This window comes from Streptococcus sp. V913 (assembly GCF_054353455.1).
Genome location: NZ_JBTHHX010000001.1, coordinates 707,759 through 730,501, shown reverse-complemented (window position 1 = coordinate 730,501; position 22,743 = coordinate 707,759). Strand labels below are relative to the sequence as shown.

At 41.1% G+C, this 22,743-nt stretch carries 19 protein-coding genes; 15 read left to right on the top strand and 4 right to left on the bottom strand.

Translation table 11 applies throughout. The features are described from left to right. Nucleotides 1-204 precede the first annotated feature (204 nt). The 7 genes from ruvB to ACXYSL_RS03530 all read left to right on the top strand — a co-directional run bounded on the left by ruvB (nucleotide 205) and on the right by ACXYSL_RS03530 (nucleotide 8,177). Entirely contained in the window at nucleotides 205-1,203 is a 999-nt protein-coding gene (ruvB, locus tag ACXYSL_RS03560; protein WP_458623991.1) for a Holliday junction branch migration DNA helicase RuvB, read from the top strand. Beyond that, nucleotides 1,184-1,768 (top strand): nucleotidyltransferase family protein, encoded by a 585-nt coding sequence (locus ACXYSL_RS03555; protein ID WP_458623990.1) that lies wholly within the window; start codon nucleotides 1,184-1,186, stop codon nucleotides 1,766-1,768. The genes ruvB and ACXYSL_RS03555 overlap by 20 nt, the downstream gene beginning before the upstream one ends. Before the next feature lie 209 nt (nucleotides 1,769-1,977). Next, a complete protein-coding gene (locus tag ACXYSL_RS03550) occupies nucleotides 1,978-2,736 on the top strand; it encodes an isoprenyl transferase (RefSeq protein ID WP_458623989.1) in 759 nt (252 codons plus the stop codon). A gap of 8 nt (nucleotides 2,737-2,744) precedes the next feature. After that, nucleotides 2,745-3,548, top strand: coding sequence for a phosphatidate cytidylyltransferase (locus ACXYSL_RS03545; RefSeq protein ID WP_458623988.1), 804 nt, complete (start codon nucleotides 2,745-2,747; stop codon nucleotides 3,546-3,548). Between the two features lie 15 nt (nucleotides 3,549-3,563). After that, complete coding sequence (rseP, locus tag ACXYSL_RS03540; protein WP_458623987.1) at nucleotides 3,564-4,820, top strand: RIP metalloprotease RseP; 1,257 nt, start codon at nucleotides 3,564-3,566, stop codon at nucleotides 4,818-4,820. A 16-nt stretch (nucleotides 4,821-4,836) separates the two neighbouring features. Next, complete coding sequence (locus tag ACXYSL_RS03535; RefSeq protein ID WP_458623986.1) at nucleotides 4,837-6,690, top strand: proline--tRNA ligase; 1,854 nt, start codon at nucleotides 4,837-4,839, stop codon at nucleotides 6,688-6,690. A 107-nt stretch (nucleotides 6,691-6,797) separates the two neighbouring features. After that, nucleotides 6,798-8,177: a glycoside hydrolase family 1 protein gene (locus ACXYSL_RS03530; RefSeq protein ID WP_458623985.1), complete on the top strand. Its 1,380-nt coding sequence runs from the start codon at nucleotides 6,798-6,800 to the stop codon at nucleotides 8,175-8,177. 38 nt (nucleotides 8,178-8,215) lie between these two features. Here ACXYSL_RS03530 and ACXYSL_RS03525 read toward each other — a convergent pair whose 3' ends face one another. Continuing rightward, a complete protein-coding gene (locus tag ACXYSL_RS03525; protein WP_250315411.1) occupies nucleotides 8,216-8,629 on the bottom strand; it encodes an EamA family transporter in 414 nt (137 codons plus the stop codon). Nucleotides 8,630-8,844: 215 nt separating this feature from the next. On the opposite strand from ACXYSL_RS03525, the gene glmS reads away from it, so the two are divergent. Further along, nucleotides 8,845-10,653, top strand: a complete 1,809-nt coding sequence (gene glmS, locus ACXYSL_RS03520; protein ID WP_458623984.1) for a glutamine--fructose-6-phosphate transaminase (isomerizing) — start codon at nucleotides 8,845-8,847, stop codon at nucleotides 10,651-10,653. 361 nt (nucleotides 10,654-11,014) lie between these two features. Here glmS and ACXYSL_RS03515 read toward each other — a convergent pair whose 3' ends face one another. From ACXYSL_RS03515 to ACXYSL_RS03505, 3 genes are all read right to left on the bottom strand, one after another. Then, nucleotides 11,015-13,753: a DEAD/DEAH box helicase family protein gene (locus ACXYSL_RS03515; RefSeq protein ID WP_458623983.1), complete on the bottom strand. Its 2,739-nt coding sequence runs from the start codon at nucleotides 13,751-13,753 to the stop codon at nucleotides 11,015-11,017. Next, nucleotides 13,753-15,690, bottom strand: coding sequence for a DNA methyltransferase (locus ACXYSL_RS03510; protein WP_458623982.1), 1,938 nt, complete (start codon nucleotides 15,688-15,690; stop codon nucleotides 13,753-13,755). The genes ACXYSL_RS03515 and ACXYSL_RS03510 overlap by 1 nt, the downstream gene beginning before the upstream one ends. A gap of 458 nt (nucleotides 15,691-16,148) precedes the next feature. After that, nucleotides 16,149-17,006 (bottom strand): 5'-nucleotidase, lipoprotein e(P4) family, encoded by an 858-nt coding sequence (locus tag ACXYSL_RS03505; protein ID WP_000703383.1) that lies wholly within the window; start codon nucleotides 17,004-17,006, stop codon nucleotides 16,149-16,151. 367 nt (nucleotides 17,007-17,373) lie between these two features. Between ACXYSL_RS03505 and ACXYSL_RS03500 the strand changes: the two genes are divergently transcribed. From ACXYSL_RS03500 to ACXYSL_RS03470, 7 genes are read left to right on the top strand one after another with little or no spacing between them, the layout of a single operon-like run. Then, nucleotides 17,374-18,378: a uroporphyrinogen decarboxylase family protein gene (locus tag ACXYSL_RS03500; RefSeq protein ID WP_458623981.1), complete on the top strand. Its 1,005-nt coding sequence runs from the start codon at nucleotides 17,374-17,376 to the stop codon at nucleotides 18,376-18,378. An 11-nt stretch (nucleotides 18,379-18,389) separates the two neighbouring features. Continuing rightward, a complete protein-coding gene (locus tag ACXYSL_RS03495) occupies nucleotides 18,390-18,593 on the top strand; it encodes a hypothetical protein (protein WP_000837737.1) in 204 nt (67 codons plus the stop codon). Between the two features lie 2 nt (nucleotides 18,594-18,595). Continuing rightward, nucleotides 18,596-19,594 carry a uroporphyrinogen decarboxylase family protein gene (locus ACXYSL_RS03490; RefSeq protein ID WP_458623980.1) on the top strand — a complete coding sequence of 333 codons (999 nt, stop codon included), beginning with the start codon at nucleotides 18,596-18,598 and terminating at the stop codon, nucleotides 19,592-19,594. 11 nt (nucleotides 19,595-19,605) lie between these two features. Beyond that, complete coding sequence (locus tag ACXYSL_RS03485) at nucleotides 19,606-20,484, top strand: transporter substrate-binding domain-containing protein (protein WP_000037003.1); 879 nt, start codon at nucleotides 19,606-19,608, stop codon at nucleotides 20,482-20,484. Nucleotides 20,485-20,516: 32 nt separating this feature from the next. Further along, nucleotides 20,517-21,209 (top strand): amino acid ABC transporter permease, encoded by a 693-nt coding sequence (locus tag ACXYSL_RS03480; protein WP_000255460.1) that lies wholly within the window; start codon nucleotides 20,517-20,519, stop codon nucleotides 21,207-21,209. A gap of 3 nt (nucleotides 21,210-21,212) precedes the next feature. After that, entirely contained in the window at nucleotides 21,213-21,935 is a 723-nt protein-coding gene (locus ACXYSL_RS03475; RefSeq protein ID WP_000350567.1) for an amino acid ABC transporter permease, read from the top strand. Nucleotides 21,936-21,944: 9 nt separating this feature from the next. Continuing rightward, nucleotides 21,945-22,709: an amino acid ABC transporter ATP-binding protein gene (locus ACXYSL_RS03470; protein WP_458623979.1), complete on the top strand. Its 765-nt coding sequence runs from the start codon at nucleotides 21,945-21,947 to the stop codon at nucleotides 22,707-22,709. Nucleotides 22,710-22,743 lie beyond the last annotated feature (34 nt).

The window sequence follows — 22,743 nt, the reverse complement described above, 5'->3', positions numbered from 1 at the left end:
AAATTTTTTAAAAAAATAATCAATCAGAGAAAAAATTAAGGGAATTTTAAGTCTCCTTGTGTATCATATAACCATTAAATAAAGACCTCCTAACTTTATTTAATGAAATCCTAATCCTGTCTTTTTCATAATAATCTCCCTAAAGAGGCCACCCAATCAGGTGGCTTTTTTGTTTGTGGCTTGGATTTTTGATATAATAGAGCCATGAGTAGAATTTTAGATAATGAAATCATGGGTGATGAGGAGTCGGTAGAACGTACGCTCCGTCCTCAATATTTACGTGAATATATCGGTCAGGACAAGGTCAAGGACCAGCTGCAAATCTTTATCGAAGCTGCCAAAATGCGGGATGAAGCGCTGGACCATGTACTCTTATTTGGGCCTCCAGGTTTGGGGAAAACGACCATGGCCTTTGTCATTGCCAATGAACTGGGAGTCAATCTCAAGCAAACGTCTGGTCCTGTCATTGAAAAAGCAGGTGACTTGGTAGCGATTTTGAATGATTTGGAGCCGGGAGATGTTCTCTTTATTGACGAGATTCATCGCCTGCCCATGTCGGTGGAAGAGGTGCTTTACAGCGCCATGGAGGACTTCTACATTGACATTATGATTGGGGCTGGAGAAGGCAGTCGCAGTGTTCATTTGGACTTGCCACCTTTTACTTTGATTGGTGCGACGACAAGGGCGGGGATGCTTTCAAATCCTCTACGGGCACGTTTTGGGATTACAGGTCATATGGAATACTATGCCCATGCTGACTTGACAGAAATTGTCGAACGAACGGCAGATATTTTTGAGATGGAAATCACTCATGAGGCGGCTTTAGAGTTGGCTCTACGTAGTCGAGGAACTCCTCGTATCGCCAATCGTCTCCTTAAGCGCGTGCGCGACTTTGCACAGATAATGGGGAATGGCTTAATTGATGATGTCATTACCGATAAGGCATTAACCATGCTAGATGTTGACCATGAAGGATTGGACTATGTGGATCAGAAAATCCTTCGCACCATGATTGAGATGTACGGTGGTGGTCCTGTCGGTTTAGGAACTCTTTCTGTTAATATTGCCGAGGAGCGCGAAACGGTCGAAGACATGTACGAACCCTACCTGATCCAAAAAGGATTTATCATGCGAACCCGTTCAGGACGGGTGGCGACATCTAAGGCATATGAGCATTTAGGCTATGAATACAATGAAAAATAAGCAAGAAATTCTAGATGCTTTCAGAGGAAATCCAGATATAATGGCTATTCTGACCATCATCCGTAACCTTGGTCTGAAAGACTCTTGGTTAGCAGCAGGTTCTGTCAGGAATTTCATCTGGAATCTCTTGTCAGACAAATCCCCTTTTGATCATGAAACGGATGTGGATGTGATTTTCTTTGATCCAGATGTTTCTTATGAGGAAACAGTATCCCTAGAGAAAAAGCTGAGAGAAGATTTCCCTCAATATCATTGGGAGTTGAAAAATCAGGTCTATATGCATCTGCACAGTCCCCACACTGTGCCTTACACGAGTTCTTGTGATGCCATGAGTAAATATCCGGAACAGTGTACGGCGATAGGTCTTCGCTTGCATGCTGATGCAACTTTAGAGCTCTTTGCGCCCTATGGTTTAGAGGATATTTTGAACTTTCAGATTTCCCCAACTCCTCATTTTTTAGAGAATGAGGACCGAATGAAGCTCTATCAAGAACGCTTGTCCAAGAAAAATTGGCAAGAAAAATGGAAAAATCTCACTTTCTCAAAAAACTTAAGAAAAATTTAAGCTAGGAGGTGTATACTAAACCCATAAGTTAAGAAAAACTTAACTTAAACTCCTAAAACTTTTTCATAATAATCTCCCTATAAAATAAAGTCGCCCAATCAGGCGGCTTATTTTTTGTTACTTACAAGTAATGATAGTAACTTAGCAATAGAAGAAAATAGGGAAATATGGTATAATGAAACGATAGATTTTTGAATAGGAATAAGAACATGTTTGGATTTTTTAAGAAAGATAAAGCTGTAGAAGTTGAGGTTCCAACACAGGTTCCTGCTCACATTGGCATCATCATGGATGGAAATGGTCGCTGGGCTAAAAAACGGATGCAACCACGGGTTTTTGGTCATAAGGCGGGGATGGAAGCCCTCCAAAAGGTGACCAAGGCAGCTAACAAGATGGGAGTTAAGGTTATCACAGTCTATGCCTTTTCAACGGAAAATTGGACGCGCCCAGATCAAGAGGTCAAGTTTATCATGAACTTGCCAGTCGAGTTTTATGATAACTACGTCCCCGAATTACATGCAAATAATGTTAAGATTCAAATGATTGGGGAGACGGACCGTCTGCCTAAGCCGACTTTTGAAGCTTTGACAAAAGCAGAGGAATTGACCAAGAACAATACGGGTTTGATTCTTAATTTTGCCCTTAACTATGGTGGACGTGCAGAGATTACACAGGCTGTTAAGCTGATTTCTCAGGATGTATTAGATGCGAAAATCAATCCAGGTGATATCACAGAGGAATTGATTGGCAACTATCTCTTCACCCAACATTTGCCTAAGGATGTGCGAGATCCAGATTTGATTATTCGTACCAGTGGAGAATTACGCTTGAGCAATTTCCTTCCATGGCAGGGGGCGTATAGTGAGCTCTATTTTACGGATACCTTGTGGCCTGATTTTGACGAGGAAGCTTTACAGGAAGCAATTCTTGCCTATAATCGTCGTCATCGCCGATTTGGAGGAGTTTAGGAGAAAATATGACCAAGGATTTACAAGAGAGAACACTATTTGCTGGACTGGCTCTGCTTATCTTCCTTCCCGTCTTGTTTGTTGGCGGGCTCCTGTTGCAGATAGGGATTGGCTTGTTAGCAATGCTAGGCGTCCATGAGCTCCTGCACATGAAGGGACTAAAGACTATGACCATTGAGGGCACCTTGACCCTCCTTGCAACCTTTGCCCTCACAATCCCCTTAGAAAATTACCTAACTTTTTTGCCGGTTGATGGCAATGTAGTTGCCTACAGTGTTTTGATTACAATTATGTTAGGGACGACCGTTTTCAGTAAAAGCTATACGATTGAAGATGCCGCCTTTCCGATTGCTGTGAGTTTTTATGTTGGTTTTGGCTTCAATGCCTTACTAGATGCTCGTATAGCTGGATTTGATAAGGTTCTTCTGGCTCTCTTTATCGTTTGGGCGACAGATAGTGCAGCTTATCTGACGGGGGTGAATTTTGGCAAGCATAAGTTAGCCCCGAGAGTTTCTCCTAATAAGAGTATTGAGGGCTTTGTTGGGGGTATTCTAGGTGCGGTACTGATAACAGTACTCTTCATGCTAGTGGACAGTACAGTTGCTCTTCCCTATGGAATTTATAGGATGAGTCTTTTTGCCGCCTTCTTCAGTGTAGCAGGCCAGTTTGGTGACTTGATTGAGAGTGCCATGAAACGCCATTTTGGTGTCAAGGATTCTGGAAAATTTATCCCTGGACATGGCGGTGTGTTGGATCGCTTTGACAGCATGCTGATTGTGTTTCCAATGATGCACTTATTTGGCCTGTTTTAAAGAAAGGAAGATTGAATGATTGGATTGCTAACCTTTATCCTCGTTTTTGGGATTATAGTGGTGGTGCATGAGTTTGGACATTTTTATTTTGCCAAGAAATCAGGCATTCTAGTTCGTGAATTTGCCATTGGTATGGGGCCCAAGATTTTTTCCCATATCGGTAAGGATGGTACTGCTTATACCATTCGGATCCTTCCTCTAGGAGGCTATGTTCGTATGGCAGGCTGGGGTGATGATGCAACAGAAATCAAGACAGGAACTCCAGTCAGTTTAACACTTGCCGACGATGGCAAGGTCAAACGGATTAACCTCTCAGGAAAGAAGTTGGATCAAACGGCCCTTCCTATGCAGGTAACCCAGTTTGACTTTGAAGACAAGCTCTTTATCAAGGGTTTGGTCTTGGAAGAAGAAAAGACTTTTGCAGTGGATCATGATGCGACGGTTGTTGAAGAAGACGGAACCGAAGTACGCATCGCTCCTCTGGATGTACAGTATCAAAATGCTTCTACCTGGGGTAAGCTCATCACCAACTTTGCAGGTCCCATGAATAACTTTATCTTAGGTGTTGTTGTTTTTTGGATCCTGATCTTTTTGCAAGGCGGTGTTAGAGATACTCAGACAAATCTCTTTCATGTCATGCCAGAGGGAGCTTTGGCTAAGGTAGGTGTGGCTGAGACAGCTCAAATCACCAAGGTCGGCTCGCATGAGGTTAAGAATTGGCAAGACTTGACCCAGGCTGTGGAAGCAGATACCAAGGACAAGACTGCTCCGACCTTGGATGTGACCATTTCTGAAAATGGTAGCGAAAAACAAGTCACGGTGACTCCAGAAGAGAATCAAGGACGTTATATTCTCGGGGTTCAACCGGAAGTCAAGTCAGACTTTCTATCCATGTTTGTTGGTGGATTTACGACAGCTGCTGACTCAGGACTCAGTATCCTTTCGGCTCTGAAAAACTTGATTTTCCATCCAGATTTGAACAAACTCGGTGGTCCCGTGGCCATTTTTAAGGCAAGTAGCGATGCTGCTAAAAATGGAATTGAGAATGTCCTTTACTTCTTAGCTATGATTTCCATCAATATCGGGATTTTTAACTTGATCCCTATCCCAGCTTTGGATGGTGGAAAGATTGTGCTCAATATTTTAGAGGCTATCCGCCGGAAACCCCTTAAACAAGAAATTGAAACCTATGTCACCATGGCTGGTGTAGTTATCATGGTTGCCTTGATGCTAGCTGTGACCTGGAATGACATTATGCGACTCTTCTTTTAGATAATCGAGGAATATTATGAAACAAAGTAAAATGCTAATCCCAACGCTTCGCGAAATGCCAAGTGATGCTCAAGTTATCAGCCATGCCCTTATGTTGCGTGCTGGCTATGTTCGTCAAGTTTCTGCCGGTGTTTATTCTTACCTACCACTTGCTAACCGTGTGATTGAAAAGGCTAAGAACATCATGCGCCAAGAGTTTGATAAGATTGGTGCGGTGGAGATGTTGGCTCCTGCCCTTCTCAGTGCCGATCTTTGGCGTGAATCAGGTCGTTATGAAACCTATGGTGAAGACCTTTATAAACTGAAAAACCGTGAAAAGTCGGACTTTATCCTAGGTCCAACACACGAAGAAACCTTCACAGCCATTGTTCGTGACTCTGTCAAGTCTTACAAGCAATTGCCACTTAACCTTTACCAAATTCAGCCTAAGTACCGTGATGAAAAACGTCCACGTAACGGACTTCTCCGTACGCGTGAATTTATCATGAAAGACGGCTATAGTTTCCATGCTAATTACGATAGTTTGGATGTGACTTATGACGAGTACAAGGCGGCCTACGAACGTATTTTCACTCGTAGTGGCTTGGATTTCAAGGCTATCATCGGTGACGGTGGTGCCATGGGTGGTAAGGATAGCCAAGAATTTATGGCCATCACTCCTACTCGTACAGACCTTGACCGCTGGGTTGTCTTGGACAAGTCAGTTGCCTCATTTGATGAAATTCCTGCAGAAGTGCAAGAAGAAATCAAAGCAGAATTGCTCAAATGGATGGTTTCTGGTGAAGACACTATTGCCTACTCAAGTGAGTCTAGCTATGCGGCTAACTTAGAAATGGCAACAAACGAGTACAAACCAAGCAACCGTGTTGTTGCGGAAGAAGAAGTTACTCGAGTGGAAACTCCAGATGTTAAATCCATCGATGAAGTGGCAGCCTTCCTTAACGTGCCAGAAGAGCAAACGATTAAAACTCTCTTTTACATGGCAGATGGTGAGCTTGTTGCAGCCCTTCTAGTTGGAAATGACCAACTCAATGAAGTCAAGTTAAAAAACCACTTGGGTGCAGATTTCTTTGATGTTGCTAGTGAAGAAGAAGTGGCAAATGTTATCTCAGCTGGCTTTGGTTCGCTTGGTCCAGTTGGTTTGCCAGAAAATGTGAAAATCATTGCAGACCGTAAGGTACAAGATGTTCGCAATGCTGTTGTGGGGGCCAACGAAGATGGTTACCACTTGACGGGTGTGAACCCAGGTCGTGATTTCACTGCAGAATACGTGGATATTCGCGAAGTTCGTGAGGGTGAAATTTCACCAGATGGACAAGGGGTTCTTAACTTCGCGCGTGGTATTGAGATCGGCCATATTTTCAAACTCGGAACTCGTTACTCAGCAAGCATGAGTGCAGATGTTTTGGATGAAAATGGTCGTGCTGTGCCAATCATCATGGGTTGTTACGGTATCGGTGTTAGTCGTCTCCTCTCAGCAGTTATGGAACAACACGCTCGCCTCTTTGTTAACAAAACGCCAAAAGGTGAATACCGTTATGCTTGGGGAGTTAACTTTCCTAAAGAATTGGCGCCATTTGATGTGCATTTGATTACTGTCAATGTTAAAGATGAAGAAGCGCAAGCCTTGACAGAAAAATTAGAAGCCAACTTAATGGAGGCTGGTTACGAAGTCTTGACAGATGACCGTAACGAACGTGTCGGTGTTAAATTCAGCGATAGCGACTTGATTGGTCTTCCAATCCGTATCACTGTCGGGAAGAAAGCGGCTGATGGTATTGTAGAAGTTAAGATCAAGGCAACTGGTGACACAATTGAAGTTCACGCAGACAACTTGCTCGAAACCCTTGAAATCCTAAGCAAGAAATAAAAACTATAATCAGAAGAAAAACAAGGCAAAAATGTAACTAGTTTTTACCTTGTTTTTTCTATATAATGAGAGTGAAGAAATACATCATCAAGTTAAGAGGTATAATAATGTTAAAATTTCCAAAGGATTTTGTCTGGGGTTCCTCTACTTCTGGACCACAGACAGAAGGTCGTGTACCTGGTGACGGAAAGGGAGACAATCTCTGGGATTATTGGTTCCAAGTAGAACCAAATCGCTACTACAATGGAATTGGACCTGACAAAACATCGACCTTTTACGAAAACTGGGAGAAGGATATTGAGCTTTTGGTAGAGACTGGGCATACAGCCTTCCGAACTTCTATCCAGTGGTCTCGTATTTTCCCACAGGGCCGTGGAGAGGTCAATCCGCAAGGGGTGGTTTTCTACCGTCAGGTCTTTGAAGCCGTTAAGGCCAAGGGGATTCGTCTCTTAGTCAATCTCTATCACTTTGACCTGCCTTTTGTCCTCCAAGAAGATGGGGATGGTTGGGAAAATAAGACCACTATCAAGGCTTATGAAGACTATGCTCGTTTTTGTTTTGAGACTTACGGTGACTTGGTGGACCAATGGATTACCTTTAACGAGCCCATTGTCCCCGTAGAGTTTGGCTATTTCTATGATGCCCACTATCCTCATAAGGTAGATGCCAAAGCAGCGGTTAAGGTTGCTTATCATACGCAACTGGCTAGTAGTCTTGCGGTTAAGGTCTGTCATGCGATTTTACCTGGCTCTAAGATTGGGATTGTCCTTAACTTGACACCAGCCTACCCACGTAGTCAGCATCCTGCAGATGTCAAGGCTGCTCGCATTGCCGACCTCTTCCAAGCCCAATCTTTCCTAGATCCGTCTGTCTTGGGGGCTTATCCACAGGAGTTGGTAGAAATCTTGTCTGAGCATGATTTGCTGCCAGATTCTACAGCTGAAGAGTTGGATCTTATTCGGGAGCATACTGTGGACTTTCTTGGAGTCAATTATTACCAACCTTTGCGCGTCATGGCTCCACGTTTTGCTAAACATCCTGATAGCCCGCTTTTGCCAGAGCATTTCTATGAGCCTTACGTCATGCCGGGCCGTAAGATCAATCCTCACCGCGGTTGGGAAATCTACGAGCAGGGGATTTATGATATCGCCCAAAATATCAAGGAAAATTATGGCAATATTGAGTGGATGTTGACCGAAAACGGGATGGGTGTTGAAGGTGAAGACAAGTTCCGTGAGAACGGCATGATTCAAGACGACTATCGTATCGACTTTGTCAAAGGGCATCTTCGTGAACTCCATCGTGCGATTGAAGACGGAGCCAATTGTAAGGGCTACTTGATTTGGACCTTTATCGACTGTTGGTCATGGCTCAACAGTTATAAAAACCGCTACGGTCTAGTGGAGCTTGACTTGGAAACACAGGAACGTCGCCTGAAGAAATCAGGCCACTGGTTCAAAGAACTCAGCGATCGTAATGGATTTTAAGAATAAAAAGAGTGAGATGGTGTTCATCTCACTTTTTATTACAATATCATCACCAAGGTCCCAATCGTAATCAGGATACAGCCAATAATTGTTTTAAACGTCAGGATATCCTGTAGGAAGAAAAAGGCTAGAACGAGGGTAATGACGAGACTGAATTTATCGACAGCAGATACCTCAGTCGCATTGCCCATCTGTAGGGCCTTGTAGTAGCAGAGCCAGGAGGCGCCAGTGGCTAAACCAGATAAGATGAGAAAGAGCCAACTTTTTCTACTGATGTTGAAAATTTCGGTCTGACTATTGGTCAAGAAAACCATGGCCCAGGCCATAAGAATGACGACGACCGTACGAATAGCAGTTGCTAGATTGGATGGAACTCCCTCAATCCCAATCTTGGCTAAAATTGACGTTAAGGCTGCAAAGACAGCTGATAAAAGTGCGAAGAAAAACCACATGGCAAATACCTCCTCTTTTTATTATAAGTAATTGATGCTGACTTGTCAGGTATCAAGTGAAATCTTGATAAAATACCAGATAGAAAAACTATACCAATTTTTATCCTTGACAAGTGAGAAAAACAAGTATATACTGTTTTTGCTGATTCTGTAAAAGGGAAATCAGACTATACCAATTTAAGGAGAAAGCACAGCTGGTCTGTGTCGTATATACTATGTGTGGAATTGTTGGTGTTGTTGGAAACACAAATGCAACTGATATTTTGATTCAGGGGCTTGAAAAGCTCGAATACCGTGGTTATGATTCTGCGGGGATTTTTGTCCTAGGTGGTGCTGAAAATCATCTAGTCAAGGCTGTCGGTCGTATCGCAGAATTATCTGCTAAGACAGCTGGTATTGAGGGAACAACTGGTATCGGACATACGCGTTGGGCGACTCATGGTAAACCAACTGAAGACAATGCTCACCCACATCGCTCTGAGACTGGACGTTTTGTCTTGGTGCACAATGGGGTGATTGAGAACTACCTTGAAATCAAGGAAGAATACCTTACAGGTCACCATTTTAAGGGGCAAACCGATACGGAAATCGCTGTTCACTTGATTGGGAAATTTGCAGAAGAAGATGGTCTCTCAGTTCTTGAAGCCTTCAAAAAAGCTCTTCACATCATCCGTGGTTCTTATGCCTTTGCCTTGATTGACTCTGAAAATCCAGATGTCATCTACGTGGCTAAGAATAAATCACCACTTTTGATTGGTCTTGGGGAAGGATATAACATGGTCTGCTCAGATGCTATGGCTATGATTCGTGAGACCAACCAATACATGGAAATCCATGACCAAGAGTTGGTAATCGTCAAGGCTGATAGCGTTGAAGTGCAAGACTATAATGGCAATCGCCGTGAGCGCGCTAGCTACACTGCGGAGCTTGACTTGTCTGATATCGGTAAGGGAACTTACCCTTACTACATGCTCAAGGAAATCGATGAGCAACCAACGGTGATGCGCAAGTTGATCCAAGCCTACACAGATGAGGCAGGTCAAGTAGTAGTAGATCCGGCTATCATCAAGGCTGTTCAAGACGCAGATCGCATCTACATCCTTGCAGCTGGAACATCCTACCACGCAGGATTTGCTTCTAAGAAAATGCTGGAAGAATTGACAGATACACCAGTTGAACTTGGTATCTCATCTGAGTGGGGCTATGGGATGCCACTTCTCAGCAAGAAACCACTCTTTATCTTTATCAGCCAGTCTGGTGAAACAGCTGACAGCCGTCAAGTTTTGGTTAAAGCTAATGAAATGGGCATTCCAAGCTTGACAGTGACAAACGTGCCAGGTTCAACTCTTTCTCGTGAAGCCAACCATACTATGCTTCTTCACGCGGGTCCTGAAATTGCCGTGGCATCAACCAAGGCCTACACAGCACAAATCGCAGCTCTTGCCTTCTTGGCAAAAGCTGTCGGAGAAGCAAATGGGAATGAAAAAGCCAAAGCTTTTGACCTGGTTCATGAGTTGTCAATCGTAGCTCAGTCTATCGAATCAACTCTTTCAGAAAAAGAATTAATTGATAGTAAGGTTCGAGAGCTTCTTGAAACCACTCGTAATGCTTTTTACATTGGACGTGGTCAGGACTACTATGTTGCCATGGAAGCCAGTCTCAAACTCAAAGAGATTTCTTACATTCAATGTGAAGGTTTTGCGGCAGGAGAACTCAAGCATGGAACCATTGCTTTGATTGAAGAAGGAACGCCTGTTTTGGCCCTCTTATCAGATCCAGTCCTTGCCAACCATACTCGTGGAAATATCCAAGAAGTCGCTGCCCGTGGTGCCAAGGTTCTCACTATTGCAGAAGAAAATGTTGCTAAAGAGACAGACGATATCGTCCTTACGACCGTTCACCCTTACCTCTCACCAATCTCAATGGTCGTACCAACGCAATTGGTCGCTTACTTTGCAACACTTCACCGTGGCCTTGATGTGGACAAACCACGTAACCTTGCTAAGTCAGTAACAGTAGAATAAACAAAGAAAGTCTAGTTGATCTAGGCTTTTTTGCTCTGTCTTGGTATCCTTGGGTAAGGAGGCACTGTATTAATGACTAAGTTATTTATCCTGAAAAGAAATCAAGTATTATTGCTATGCTAGTCTGGATCAGTCCCAAACTCGGAGGGAATCAAAAGAACAGAGAGAACGATTTTTGATAGTGCAGATAGAACTTCCATTCAGATGAAAGACTATGACAGCTACACACCGATTAATGGGGACTACAGTTTTGGTACAAGGGATAGAGCATACTTTCTAGGGAATATATACCAGCTTATACCAACTACAAGATAAAATAGCAAAAAGGCGATTATCCAAGCGGAAATCGTCTTTTTGATATTTAGAATAAGTCCAGCCTAATATTTCCACCAAAATGTGGTTTTTCAAGAGCTATCTGTGCTAATTGATTGAGTGTTTGCTTACTATTTTCTTGATTATAGAATTTAAGTCCTTTGATGATAACTCCATCAACTTCATCCTCGAAAATCAAATCTTCTTGATGGTCGTTGATGTATGAAAGGAGTTCCTCCTTCCATCTATCTTTTTCTGCCAATTGTTCACCTTTGGGTTCAATGAAGATTTGAAGATAGTAATCCTTATTTTGAAGAAGTAGGATAAAGTCTGGTTGAAATCCTGAAAAATTGATTTCCCGTGGATTCTCTTCAAATTGGTGCAATTTCAATCGTTCAACTTTATCTGTCCCCTTTAGCATGTTTTCGTCCATTCGAATGAGGAAAACATCACCGTATTGTTCTCTTAGTTCATCAATATGGTTGGCAATAGCATTAACTAGATTTTCTTCATTTCTATTGATTATAGCTGATTGATAAGCAAAAAAGTCAAATTTTTCAAAACTAATATTAGCTACTTTTTGTTCGATGAAGGAGCCACTATGTTTAGCTGTATCATAATTAGGTATTCGTTTGCGATAATCAACGAGATATTCTGTAATTGGATATCCGATAAAGCGGTTCGTACCTCTTGCTTTGCGATAACCTGCCTTTATTTTGGCAGCCAGTAGGTTAAAAAAGTTATCAACAATTTTCAGCTTTTCCATAGCGGAAAAATCTTCTATAATGGTTTCTTTTTCTGTTGTGACAGAGAGTGTAAGATTTTGCAAATCTAGCCAATTTTCGCCCCAAAAATCTTCAATGGACTTGAGATTTGGAAGATATCTTTTCAGATTTTCAAATCGGAAAAAGTTAGAGCGGCTAATTGATTTTTTAAAATAACGAATATCAACTCCCCTCAATTGGGACGTTTTTAACTCTATTGCTTCAGCTGAAAGGTAAGCTGTTTCATAGGTGGATTTAAAATAGGTTACATTGGCTAGCTTAGAAATTTCAATACCATATGCACGTAAATTTACATAGTGACTGTCAGGAATTTCCTCAGTTTCATTATAGTAAAGCTTACCTGTTTTAAAGATTTGGGTTTTCTTGAAAGAGGGTTTCAGTTTGATTTCAATTGGAGGATTTTTTTCATCAGTCCCAGTCGCAAGATTCATCTTATCAAGTGATGCCATCAAATTCTTAATGTATTGTGGCTCATTAAGGGTATGGTAGTGTAGTGTTTCCAACAAAAGACTTGCTGTTTCATCTGATTCATCAAATCGTCTTTGGTAAGAAATCTTTTGATTTAAGGAGAAAGGATTGTATCGCGCCCCACGTCCGATCAACTGAGCCTCGGAATTGGTTGATTTAGCATCTCTTTTATCATTCATTTTTCCCAAGTTGCTAATACGAACGATATCGTAAAGATTGAGGACATCCCAACCTTCTGTTAATTTTGCTACGGCAAAGACTACACGGTACAGATTATTGGGCGATTCAAGCGAATTGAGGGCTTGATACTGTCCTGTTTCTAGCAACCCTTTTGAGCCACTATCTGAATCATTTGCATTTAGAATTCTAGCTGGTGAAAAACCACGCTTAATTTCTTGAACAACAGTTGAAAGGTCATCCTTCTTGAGATAATACTGATAAGCTAGCTGTAGGGTATGGCTTTGCTCTTCTGATACACCTCTCAATTGTGAAATAAGGAACGACCTTAAACTTTCCACAGTCAGACTATCAATCATCTCATTGAATAGATTATTTGCTTCATAGGAAGCATCAATTTTATGTGATTTGAAAAGAATGACTGGTTTTATCTCAATCCCAAATTTTTCTAGAGCAAATTTGCGACGATATTCACTCAGAAGAACGGTGCTAAGCATGTTATCTTCGTTGGAATTACCCGTCTGAATGCGTCTTACATTTTTTGAATATCGTTCTTTGATGTATGAATCCAAGGTATAACGGTAAATAATCTTATCTCGATATTTTTGATAAATGGTCTCATCGTCAAAATCAAGTGTTGCGGTAAATTCTAGCAAGAGATTATCAGCATGTGCGTGAAGAAGAGAAAGTAGGCTTTTTTCCCATGAGATTTTTTCCAATTCTGCTTTATTTTTCTTTTTCGTAGAAGCAGAATAGTGATGGGCTTCATCCGCCAGAATAACCATTTTTGTCTTCTGATAATCTTTTAATGACATGATATTTTCTGCCTGTGTGAAGAGGTCATTTGTCAATGTTTGAATTGAAACAAACTTAATATTAATTACATTTTTATTAGGAAAATCTGGAAATCTTCCTGAAATCTGGTTGATAAAGATATGTTCCCCATCAATTTCTAAGTTAGAATTGAAAAGAAACTTAGTAGATTGAGCATTCGTTAGATTATCAATGGTCTTACTCAGAACACCATTTGTATTCACTGTAAACAGAAAATTTTGATACCCTTTTTCTTTATAAAGATAGAGGATTAAACCAGCCATCAAATCAGTCTTTCCCGAACCAGTTGCCATATTGAACATCAGCTGTCTTGGTTTTCGAAACTTGAAAGTATCTGATGCTTGAGTGTAATGAAAATAGCGAATAGCTTCACTTTGATAAGAACGTGGTTCATGCTTGAGATTTTCTACAATATACTGTGGTAATTCCCAACCATGCTGTTCGTTCAAAATATCCATATCCAGCTGTTTCAATTCATCGAAGAGTTCAAAGATCAGTTCTTTTTTCTTTGCTTTTCTAACCATCATTTCTCTCCATAAAAACTCTTATTGAAATCATAATCTGATTGGGATAATTGCAATTTAATGGTTTCATCATCAATTTCAGAGTAGTTGTGATAGAGCTGGTTTTTGTCAATAATCTTCACAAGAATTTTTTTCTGCATTTCAAAATCTTCATCCCAGATAGATTGGTCAACTTCTTGTAAATCCACTCTGAAATCAAAATCAAGTGTGGCTTTCATGTCGTCAAAGATAGCCTTTAATTCATCAGAATGTTTAGAGTTAAGAACAGCATCAATAAAGGTTGCATTTTTGTCCATTAATTCAGCATAAATGAATGAACCACCGCCAGACCAAGCAACATCTTGAGAAATGCCACCTTGTTCTCCATCAATAACTTTCTTTAATCTCTCTACCGCTACGGTTTCAATATAATCCATTTGTTCAATACCGATGTACTGACGATTCATCTTGTGAGCAACTGCTTGTGTTGTCCCACTACCCATGAAGAAGTCAAGGACAATATCGTTTTCAGAAGTTACCGCTCTAATAAAAAATGCTAATAAACTTTCTGGTTTAGAGTATGAAAAGTCAAAACCTAATTCTTTCAAATGAGTTTTAGCATCCTCATTTGTGCCCACTCCAAAAATTTTTGATAGATAGCGTTCATCAATAAATTTTTCTGGGGCAACATTGCCTGCTTCTGCTTTTTGATATCGAATAGAAAACTTATCTGATTTAATAACAAAGTCTCCTCCTTTTGAAACTTCGTTATCAAGATAGTCTTGTCCCCATTTAAACTTACCAGTCAACCGAATGGCATTTTTATTTTTACCATTTTCAATTATTAAATCGTCCTCAAGAACTACTGACGATTTTTGCCCAGCAAAATAATGTCCATCTGGAATATTAAATCGAATAACTCCTGCTTTGAAGTTAAGTGTTCCAATAGAATTACTTGAATTTAATAATGGTGCGTCTCCATTTTCTGCATCCTTACCAATCCAACGAACACTTGGGTCTTTCTTCTTTTCATAAGCATGGATATATTCTACACCGCTACGACTTTTTTTCCCAAGTGAGTCAGCGTTATCAGTATTCCGCCAAATAAAAGTTTCAACAAAATCATTCTTCGCAAAAACATCATCCATCAACACTTTTAAATAGGCTTGACCATCTTCTGCCATAGAAACAAGCAACACTCCACCGTCGTCCAATAAGTCTCTTGCAACTTCTAGTCTATTCTTCATAAACGTTAACCAAGTGGATAACTTAAAATTCGAATTATAAGAAAAGGTATCGGCGTCTTTTGTCCCCTCAAAATAATACGGTGGATCGATATAAATCAATTTCACCTTCTCTGCAAATCGTTTTTTCAAACTGTGGAGTGCTAATAGATTATTTCCCTTGATAATCAGGTTATCCGTATCCTTGATTTCTGATACAGGGGAAGAACCGTTTTTGTCATATTTCTTAGCATTTTTAAAAATCTTTTCATCAAGGAGGACATCAATCTCCTCTCTAGCAACTATCTCATTTAAAAAGGATTCTTCAGCATCTTCCCTCGATACATCATCTTTAGTCATACCAGCTTTTAAGATACTATCTTTGTAAGGGAAATTTAGGACAACATCTGTTGTTTCATCTAAATAGCGATTATTTACCGCTAATCCGATTTTGTTGGTGTAACGTGTGTAAGAGTTTGACCAATATTCATCAACTTCAAGCATTTGAATGATATCATTGATTTTCAAAATTGTCGCACTAGCAATATCCTCGGTAAATGCTTCATTTAGAATTGCATTTGTCAAAATCTTTTCAACCAACTCAGGTTTATAATTATCTAAATCTACTATAATAGCATCTTTTTTTAATAGTCCTTCAGCTACATACTGTTCATCAAAGCTTTCTACCACCTCTCGTAGGGCTTGTTGAATCGCTGTTTCGAATGCCTGACTCATACAAGTCCCTCACTTTCATACACAACAGAAAAGACCTTCTCACAAAAATGTGAAAAAGTCTGTTTTAGGGCTTGACAAAAAATACGCTTGATTACATAATCAGCGTGAGCTGTGAGCTGTGAGCTGTGAGCTGTGAGCTGTGAGCTGTGAGCTGTGAGCTGTGAGCTGTGAGCTGTGAGCTGTGATTGCTTTCATACCAATCGTTCCTTTACTTTTTGATAGTTCTATTATATCAAAATTTCTAAATTTTGCAGATTTGCTTTCCCTGACGAACAGTCATGTATAAACCACTTAGAAAATATGATTTATGGTTACATCTATACTAAATGAAGTACATTTTGAATTGGAGAAGTCTGTCCTATTAAAAGACGATTTCCGCTTGGAAGTCGTCTTTTTTTGATATTCTTGCAAATACGATATCTTGTGGTTGGTGTAAACTGGTATATAGCTCCCTTATTTTATTTATCAAAACCTTGTAAGTTTTTTTGGCGCTCTTCAGTTTGACCCTTGGCATCCAATTTATTACCATTGTAGACAGTGCTTTCCCATGATCCGTACATTGGGTTAGGGAAAATGATGAATTTCTCACCAAACTCTTTTTGTAATTCCTCTAATTTTTGGTCGCGCTCAGTTTCAGAGGTCTTTGAAAACTCTGCAAAGTCCACAAGATTGTCTCCTAGTAGCATGACTAAGTTGGTTTTTTCTTGGACTGCTTGTCTACGACCTTCTTTAGATTTGACGCCTTTTTCTAAGAACATGAGATGATCGCGGCTTTGTACAGGAATCCCTTCATTTTCTAGGTTTTTGATTGTATCATCTACCTGATCTATCGTGCGGTCAGATACATAGTAAATTTGGACACCGTTTTGGTCTGCAAATTGGAGGAAGTCTTTAGCACCTGGTACAGCCTTGGCTGCGGCTTTTTTTACCCAGACATCCCAGTTTTCTGGGGTAAATGCTGTTCCGTCTTTGACATTTTGTGCTTGATAAGGACTGTTGTCTAGTACGGTTTCGTCCAAGTCCAAAACGATAGAGTAGGGTTTATCTGTCTGTGTTTTTAGTAGTTCTTTCAAACGATCAGTAGCGACATTGTAACCTTGTAGATAGAGTGCCTTGGTTTCAGCTGCTTTTTGATACCAAAGAGTTGACATAGTATTTTCTCTTGAACGCAACTGATCATAGGTCATTGTAACCTGATTATCAGATGTACTACTTTGTGTTGTCTGTGAATTTGCCGAATTTGTGCCACAGCCAGTCAGTAAAATGACGGAAGCAAGTGTAGAAGCAATTGTAATGGTAACTTTGGATATTTTCATAATCCCATCCTCCTAATAATAGTCTATTAATATTGTAGCGTTTTCATGGGATTTGTGCAAGGGAATATCGGGAGAAAATAGATTTTTCAGTAGTAATTTGGTATTAGGATAAAATTATGTACTTAATTTGGGAATGAAGATGGTTATAAAAAAATCCAATCGGCTTGATAGAAAATCTATATCAGCTCCTTTTTGAAAAACAGATGAAAATAAAGAGAATCTCTGAAAGGCTTGTAAAATCAAGTTTTCCAGAGATTTTTTTCTTTATAGATATAAAAATTTCCAATCATGTTGATAGTCAATATATATTGGGAAAAGGGAAAAAGGAGTGGTAAGATGGTTTCAATCCAAATGGAAGGAGAAAGGTATGGCAAGTAAAAGAGATATAGTCTTTAGAGCGATTCGAGGCGATGAAGTGGAAAGAGTTCCTGTGGGATTTTGGTTTCATTTTGTAACACTTGAAGAAAAGGGACAGGGATTAAATAATCCACGTATCTTTCAAAAAAGTGTTGATGGGCATCGCAACTATGTGGAAAGGATTCACCCTGATTTTGTCAAAATTATGAGCGATGGTTTTTTCCTTTATCCAAGTAATGTCTATAGTACTAAGATTGCAAGCATTCAGGAGCTGACTTCTATTGAGTCGATTGGTGAGGAACACCCATGGATTCAGCAACAGGTGGAAGTGGTACAAGCGATTCGAGAGACCTTTACCGAAGAGATTGCTTCTTTCTACAATATCTTTTCACCGATCTCCTACCTCAAGCGCTGGTTCCGTACAGAAACTTCTCGAGGAGATAGGGAAGTGGCTGACCTATTGCTTGAAAATCCTGAGCAATTCAGAGCGATTCTAGATGTGATTGCAGGAGATATTGCTATCCTAACTCAGAAAATCATCCAGCAAGGTGGAGTTGATGGGATTTATCTCAGCACCCAGGAAATTCAAGATGAGCGCATCACACCAGCACTCTACCAAACCTATATCGAACCGAGCAACATAGCAGTTTTGGAGGCAGCCAATCAGGTTGGTGGGACCAATATCCTTCATATCTGTGGTTTTGAAGGTGCGAGTAATGATGTGACGATATTTAAGGACTATCCAGCGCAAGTTGTCAACTGGGCGACCCACCATGAGGAAGTTAGTTTGACACAGGGTCAGGAGTTATTTCAAGGAAAGGCCGTTTTAGGTGGATTTGAAAATGGTAAGAAAAGCTTGCTTTATCGAGGTTCTAAAGCGGAATTGCAACATGAAACAAGACGGTTGCTAGCTGAAGCTGGTAGTAAAGGCGTTCTTCTGGGAGCTGACTGTACTGTTCCAGATGACTTTGACTTAGAGAGGTTGGACTGGATTCGGCAGGCAGCTGTTCTCTAAAAGGAGGAGCTATGAAAAGTAAAAGATGGGGCATCTTCATTGCAGTTGTCGGTTTGCTGGCCTTGGTCGCCATAAGCGTCGTAAAAAATGGGCACTGCAAAAATGGAGAGAGATGTCGTGGAGTTCAGGATTTTTCCAAGTCCAGTCTCCCCTTTCTCCGCTCGAATGATATCGCAAGCAGTTTATTAGTTGAAAAAGTAAGAAATGGAGAATAAGAATGTCAGAAAAAAAAGAATGGGTTTTAAAAGCATTTAGAGGAGAAAAAGTTGATCATGTGCCAGTTGGCTTTTGGCACCATTTCACATCCGAAGACGAATGGCTACACGGTTTCTCAAATCCAGCCATTATCGAGAAGAATATCGAGGGCCATAAGCGCTTTATCCGAGAAGTTCAGCCAGACTTTATCAAACTCATGAGTGATGGCTACTTTGCTTATCCAAATCCAGCGATTACCAAAGGAAAATCACTTCAAGAATTGGCGACCATTCAACCACTCGGACCAGATCACGCTTGGATAAAAGAGCAGGTTGACTTGGTTAAGAAAATCAAGCAAGAGTTTACAGAAGATATCGTTGCGATTTACAATATTTTTGCTCCTGTGACCTATCTCAAGTGGTTGCTTGGGGAAGTGTCTGGTGGAGATGACCTCATTGCTGATTTTTTGGTGGAAGATCCTAAAGCTCTTAAGAAGGTGTTGGATGTGATTGCAGAGGATATTGCGAGTCTCAGCCGAGCTGTCATCGAGGAGGCTGGTGCTGATGGAATCTACCTCAGCGTGCAAAGTATCCAAGATCAACGAGTGTCGGCAGCAGATTATCAAGCCGTCATTGCACCTAGCGAGATAACTGTTCTGGAAGCAGCTAGTGCTGTTGGTGGTGTCACTGTTCTTCATATCTGTGGCTACGAGGGAGCGCGAAATGATATTCACCTTTTTGCAGACTATCCAGCCCAAGTCTTTAACTGGGCTGTAGGGCCAGAGGGAATCACTCTCAAGGAAGGTCGTGAGGTTTTCAAAGGACGTACGGTTCTTGGAGGATTTGAAAATGGCAAGACAGGCTTGCTGTATACTGGTAGCAAGGATGCCATTCAGGCTGAGGCAAAGAAACTAGTTGCAGAAGCTGGGGAACAGGGCTTGGTACTTGGGGCAGATTGTACCATTCCAAGTGATATCGCAGTTGAACGTATCCAGTGGGTGAGAGAAGCGCTTGAAAACTAAAGGAGAAAAAGATGAGTAAAAAAGCATGGATTATCGGTGGTGTAGCAGTTGTTGCAGTAATTGGGGCGACGATTATCGGGAGAAGTTTAGCTGGTGCTCCAGCCAAAGAGGGAGAAACGGCTTCGTCTGCTGAAGTCATAACCTTGAAGGTTGCCCATACACAAAACTACGTACCTTATGACTTTGTAAATGAAAAAGGGGAATCAGATGGTTATGAAGTAGCTGTTTTGAAGGCTGTTGATGAGAAGTTGGCAAACTATCAATTTGAATATACGGGTACCAGTGATGATGACCTCTTGATTGGTCTGGAATCAGGTAAGTATGACATCGGAACCAAGGGAGCTTGGTACACAGATGAACGAGCTAAAAAGTTTGTCATTCCATCTGAACCAGTCGGAGCGAGCATCATCGGATTTACGGTCAGAAAAGAAGATGAACAGAAATACAAAACCATTGATGACTTTGCTAAGAATAAAGGGAAATTGGTTCCCATCTCTCCACAGAATGCTCAATGGAATGTCATCACCAGCTACAATGAAAAACATCAGGATGCACCGATTGAGCTAACAGCTGCTGAATCCTTTAAAGTGGCAGATGCCTATGCCTGGGTCTTAGAAGGACGTTATGACGCCTTCTTTGATATCAAACTGTCCTTTGAAAAAGCAGTTACTGCAGAAGATGGCCCTTACCACCAATATGCGGATAAACTCAGCTGGTTCCCATACAAGGGCATCCCAACTTATCCCTTGATTCACCGTGATGAAAAGGGTGAGAAATTCGCTAAAGAATATGAAAAAGCAATCAAAGAGTTGAAAGAAGATGGTACGCTTGCTAAGCTATCTCAGCAATACTTTAAAGAAGATGTCTTTAGTTATGTAGACAAAGACTAGGACAGAAATTCCAAGACTAGAAAGGGTTTTGCATGGTTTCTTATGATTTTTCCAAGGTCTTTCAGTTTTTGCCGACCTTATGGCAGGCACTTCCTATGACCTTGTCCATTCTCTTTTTTACCACTCTTCTTGGGTCCCTTTTTGGAGGTCTCTTGGCCTGGGCACAAGTAGGAGAAGACAAGAGTTTTGCAGCGATTTCCAAAGGCTATATCTTTACCCTTCGTTGTACACCGCCGATTGTCTTGCTTTTTCTAGTCTTTTATGGCTTGCCAGAATTTCTGAAATGGTGGCTTGGTTTAGATATCAACAACTGGTCTAAAACTATTTTTGTTCTCTTGACGATGATTCTCTTGTTTGCCGCTATTGTTGCCGAGGTTTTCAAGGCGGCCTATCAAGCTATTCCAAAGGGGCAGACAGAGGCTGGGCTTAGTATTGGTTTGACTCCAAGTCAGACTTTTTGGAGAATCATTTTTCCTCAAGCTTTTCAAGTTGCTCTTCCCAATATAACGACTGCTATTCTCAATCTCATGCGGGATGCTGCCTTGGCTTATACGATTGGTTTCGTTGATGTTATGGGGGCAGGCAATCTCTTGATTAGTCGCAATTTAGGGAACTACTCTCTGGAAACCTATACGGCAGTTGCACTTCTTTATTGGGGGATTGCCTTGGTTATTTCTAGTTTGAGTCGTTTGCTTGAGAAGTCTTTGGAAACAAAAGGGAGGTAAGAAATGGATATAGACTATATTGTAAAGACCTTTCTGGAGACCTTGAAGGGTGTGCCAATCACCTTGATTATCATGATTGTGGCTATGGTCCTAAGCTTTTTACCAGCTCTATTTTTAGCCTTGGGGCAGATTTACAAGGTTCGAGGGGTGAGGAGTTTTTCTCTGGTCTATCTGGCTTTTATCCGAGCGACTCCTCCGATTTTATTGATTCTCTTCTTTTATAGTTTGTTTCCAAGTTTGCTGAATCAATTTCTCAAAAGCATAGGAAGTGACTTTAATATTTTCAAGCTTGATCCTCTCTACTATGCCTTTATCATTTATAGTTTGATGACAGTCGGGAGTTTATCGGAGATTTTGCGTTCAGCTATCTTGACGGTGGACAAGGGACAACTAGAGGCAGCGCATGCGATTGGGCTGACTACAACCCAGGCCTATCTAAGGATTGTTTTTCCTCAAGCCTTGCGCTCAGCCTTGCCTAACTTGGCCAATCTGGTGATCAATATCGTCAAAGGGACCTCCCTGGTCTTTGTCATGACCATCAAGGACATCACCGCTATTGCCCGTGTGGAAGCATCCTACGGCTACCAGTATTTCGAGTCTTATTTTGTGATCTTTTTGCAGTATATTTTGATCTGTGGTTTGATTCAGTGGGGCTTCTCCCTACTGGAGAAAGGCTATTTGAAAAAAGAAAAGAGTGCAAAAGCATCTAGCGCGCGTTTTGTATAGGAGGACAGGATGTTACAAGTAGAACATATCGCAAAAACATTTGGTGAGAGGCAGGTGCTGGAGGATGTCAATCTCCAGGTTAACCAAGGGGATGTCGTCGTTATCTTAGGACCATCAGGTTCGGGGAAAACGACCTTTCTCCGTTGTCTCAACCACTTAGAAAAAGCTGATAGTGGCCGTTTGACCTTGGCAGGAAAAACCTATGACTTATCCAAATTGAGCAAGAAAGACATTCTAGAAATTCGCCAAAAAACAGCCTTTGTTTTCCAGCACTACAATCTTTTTGCGAATAAAACTGCTCTGGAAAATATTCTAGAAGGCCTAATCGTAGCTCGTAAAGTTCCCAAGGAAGAAGCGCTCAAACGTGCAGAATCTGCCTTGGAAAAAGTTGGTTTACTTGCCTATAAAGACTACTACCCTTCACAACTATCTGGAGGACAACAACAACGAATAGGAATTGCGCGTGCTATTACCGTCAAGCCCGAGGTCATTTTGCTGGATGAACCAACATCTGCACTAGACCCTGAGTTGGTTGGAGATGTTTTGGATGTTCTGAAACAGTTGGCGGGAGAAGGTGTGACCATGGTAGTCGTTACGCATGAGATGGGATTTGCTAGAGATGTCGCCAACCACGTTATTTTTATGGACGGAGGCCGTATCGTAGAGGAGAATAATCCCCACGATTTCTTTAGTCGTCCACAGGAAGAACGAACCAAGCAGTTCCTGGCTCGTATCTTATCAGACGCTAGCTATAGTGTAGAATATATGATTTGATAGATAAGTGTATCATAAAAACAACACCCCATGA

What these genes read in the sequence shown, in the direction of transcription:
- ruvB (WP_458623991.1), top strand. Translation starts at nt 205, where the DNA reads ATGAGTAGAATTTTAGATAATGAAATCATGGGTGATGAGGAGTCGGTA.
- ACXYSL_RS03555 (WP_458623990.1), top strand. Translation starts at nt 1,184, where the DNA reads ATGAATACAATGAAAAATAAGCAAGAAATTCTAGATGCTTTCAGAGGA.
- ACXYSL_RS03550 (WP_458623989.1), top strand. Translation starts at nt 1,978, where the DNA reads ATGTTTGGATTTTTTAAGAAAGATAAAGCTGTAGAAGTTGAGGTTCCA.
- ACXYSL_RS03545 (WP_458623988.1), top strand. Translation starts at nt 2,745, where the DNA reads ATGACCAAGGATTTACAAGAGAGAACACTATTTGCTGGACTGGCTCTG.
- rseP (WP_458623987.1), top strand. Translation starts at nt 3,564, where the DNA reads ATGATTGGATTGCTAACCTTTATCCTCGTTTTTGGGATTATAGTGGTG.
- ACXYSL_RS03535 (WP_458623986.1), top strand. Translation starts at nt 4,837, where the DNA reads ATGAAACAAAGTAAAATGCTAATCCCAACGCTTCGCGAAATGCCAAGT.
- ACXYSL_RS03530 (WP_458623985.1), top strand. Translation starts at nt 6,798, where the DNA reads ATGTTAAAATTTCCAAAGGATTTTGTCTGGGGTTCCTCTACTTCTGGA.
- ACXYSL_RS03525 (WP_250315411.1), bottom strand. Translation starts at nt 8,629, where the DNA reads ATGTGGTTTTTCTTCGCACTTTTATCAGCTGTCTTTGCAGCCTTAACG.
- glmS (WP_458623984.1), top strand. Translation starts at nt 8,845, where the DNA reads ATGTGTGGAATTGTTGGTGTTGTTGGAAACACAAATGCAACTGATATT.
- ACXYSL_RS03515 (WP_458623983.1), bottom strand. Translation starts at nt 13,753, where the DNA reads ATGGTTAGAAAAGCAAAGAAAAAAGAACTGATCTTTGAACTCTTCGAT.
- ACXYSL_RS03510 (WP_458623982.1), bottom strand. Translation starts at nt 15,690, where the DNA reads ATGAGTCAGGCATTCGAAACAGCGATTCAACAAGCCCTACGAGAGGTG.
- ACXYSL_RS03505 (WP_000703383.1), bottom strand. Translation starts at nt 17,006, where the DNA reads ATGAAAATATCCAAAGTTACCATTACAATTGCTTCTACACTTGCTTCC.
- ACXYSL_RS03500 (WP_458623981.1), top strand. Translation starts at nt 17,374, where the DNA reads ATGGCAAGTAAAAGAGATATAGTCTTTAGAGCGATTCGAGGCGATGAA.
- ACXYSL_RS03495 (WP_000837737.1), top strand. Translation starts at nt 18,390, where the DNA reads ATGAAAAGTAAAAGATGGGGCATCTTCATTGCAGTTGTCGGTTTGCTG.
- ACXYSL_RS03490 (WP_458623980.1), top strand. Translation starts at nt 18,596, where the DNA reads ATGTCAGAAAAAAAAGAATGGGTTTTAAAAGCATTTAGAGGAGAAAAA.
- ACXYSL_RS03485 (WP_000037003.1), top strand. Translation starts at nt 19,606, where the DNA reads ATGAGTAAAAAAGCATGGATTATCGGTGGTGTAGCAGTTGTTGCAGTA.
- ACXYSL_RS03480 (WP_000255460.1), top strand. Translation starts at nt 20,517, where the DNA reads ATGGTTTCTTATGATTTTTCCAAGGTCTTTCAGTTTTTGCCGACCTTA.
- ACXYSL_RS03475 (WP_000350567.1), top strand. Translation starts at nt 21,213, where the DNA reads ATGGATATAGACTATATTGTAAAGACCTTTCTGGAGACCTTGAAGGGT.
- ACXYSL_RS03470 (WP_458623979.1), top strand. Translation starts at nt 21,945, where the DNA reads ATGTTACAAGTAGAACATATCGCAAAAACATTTGGTGAGAGGCAGGTG.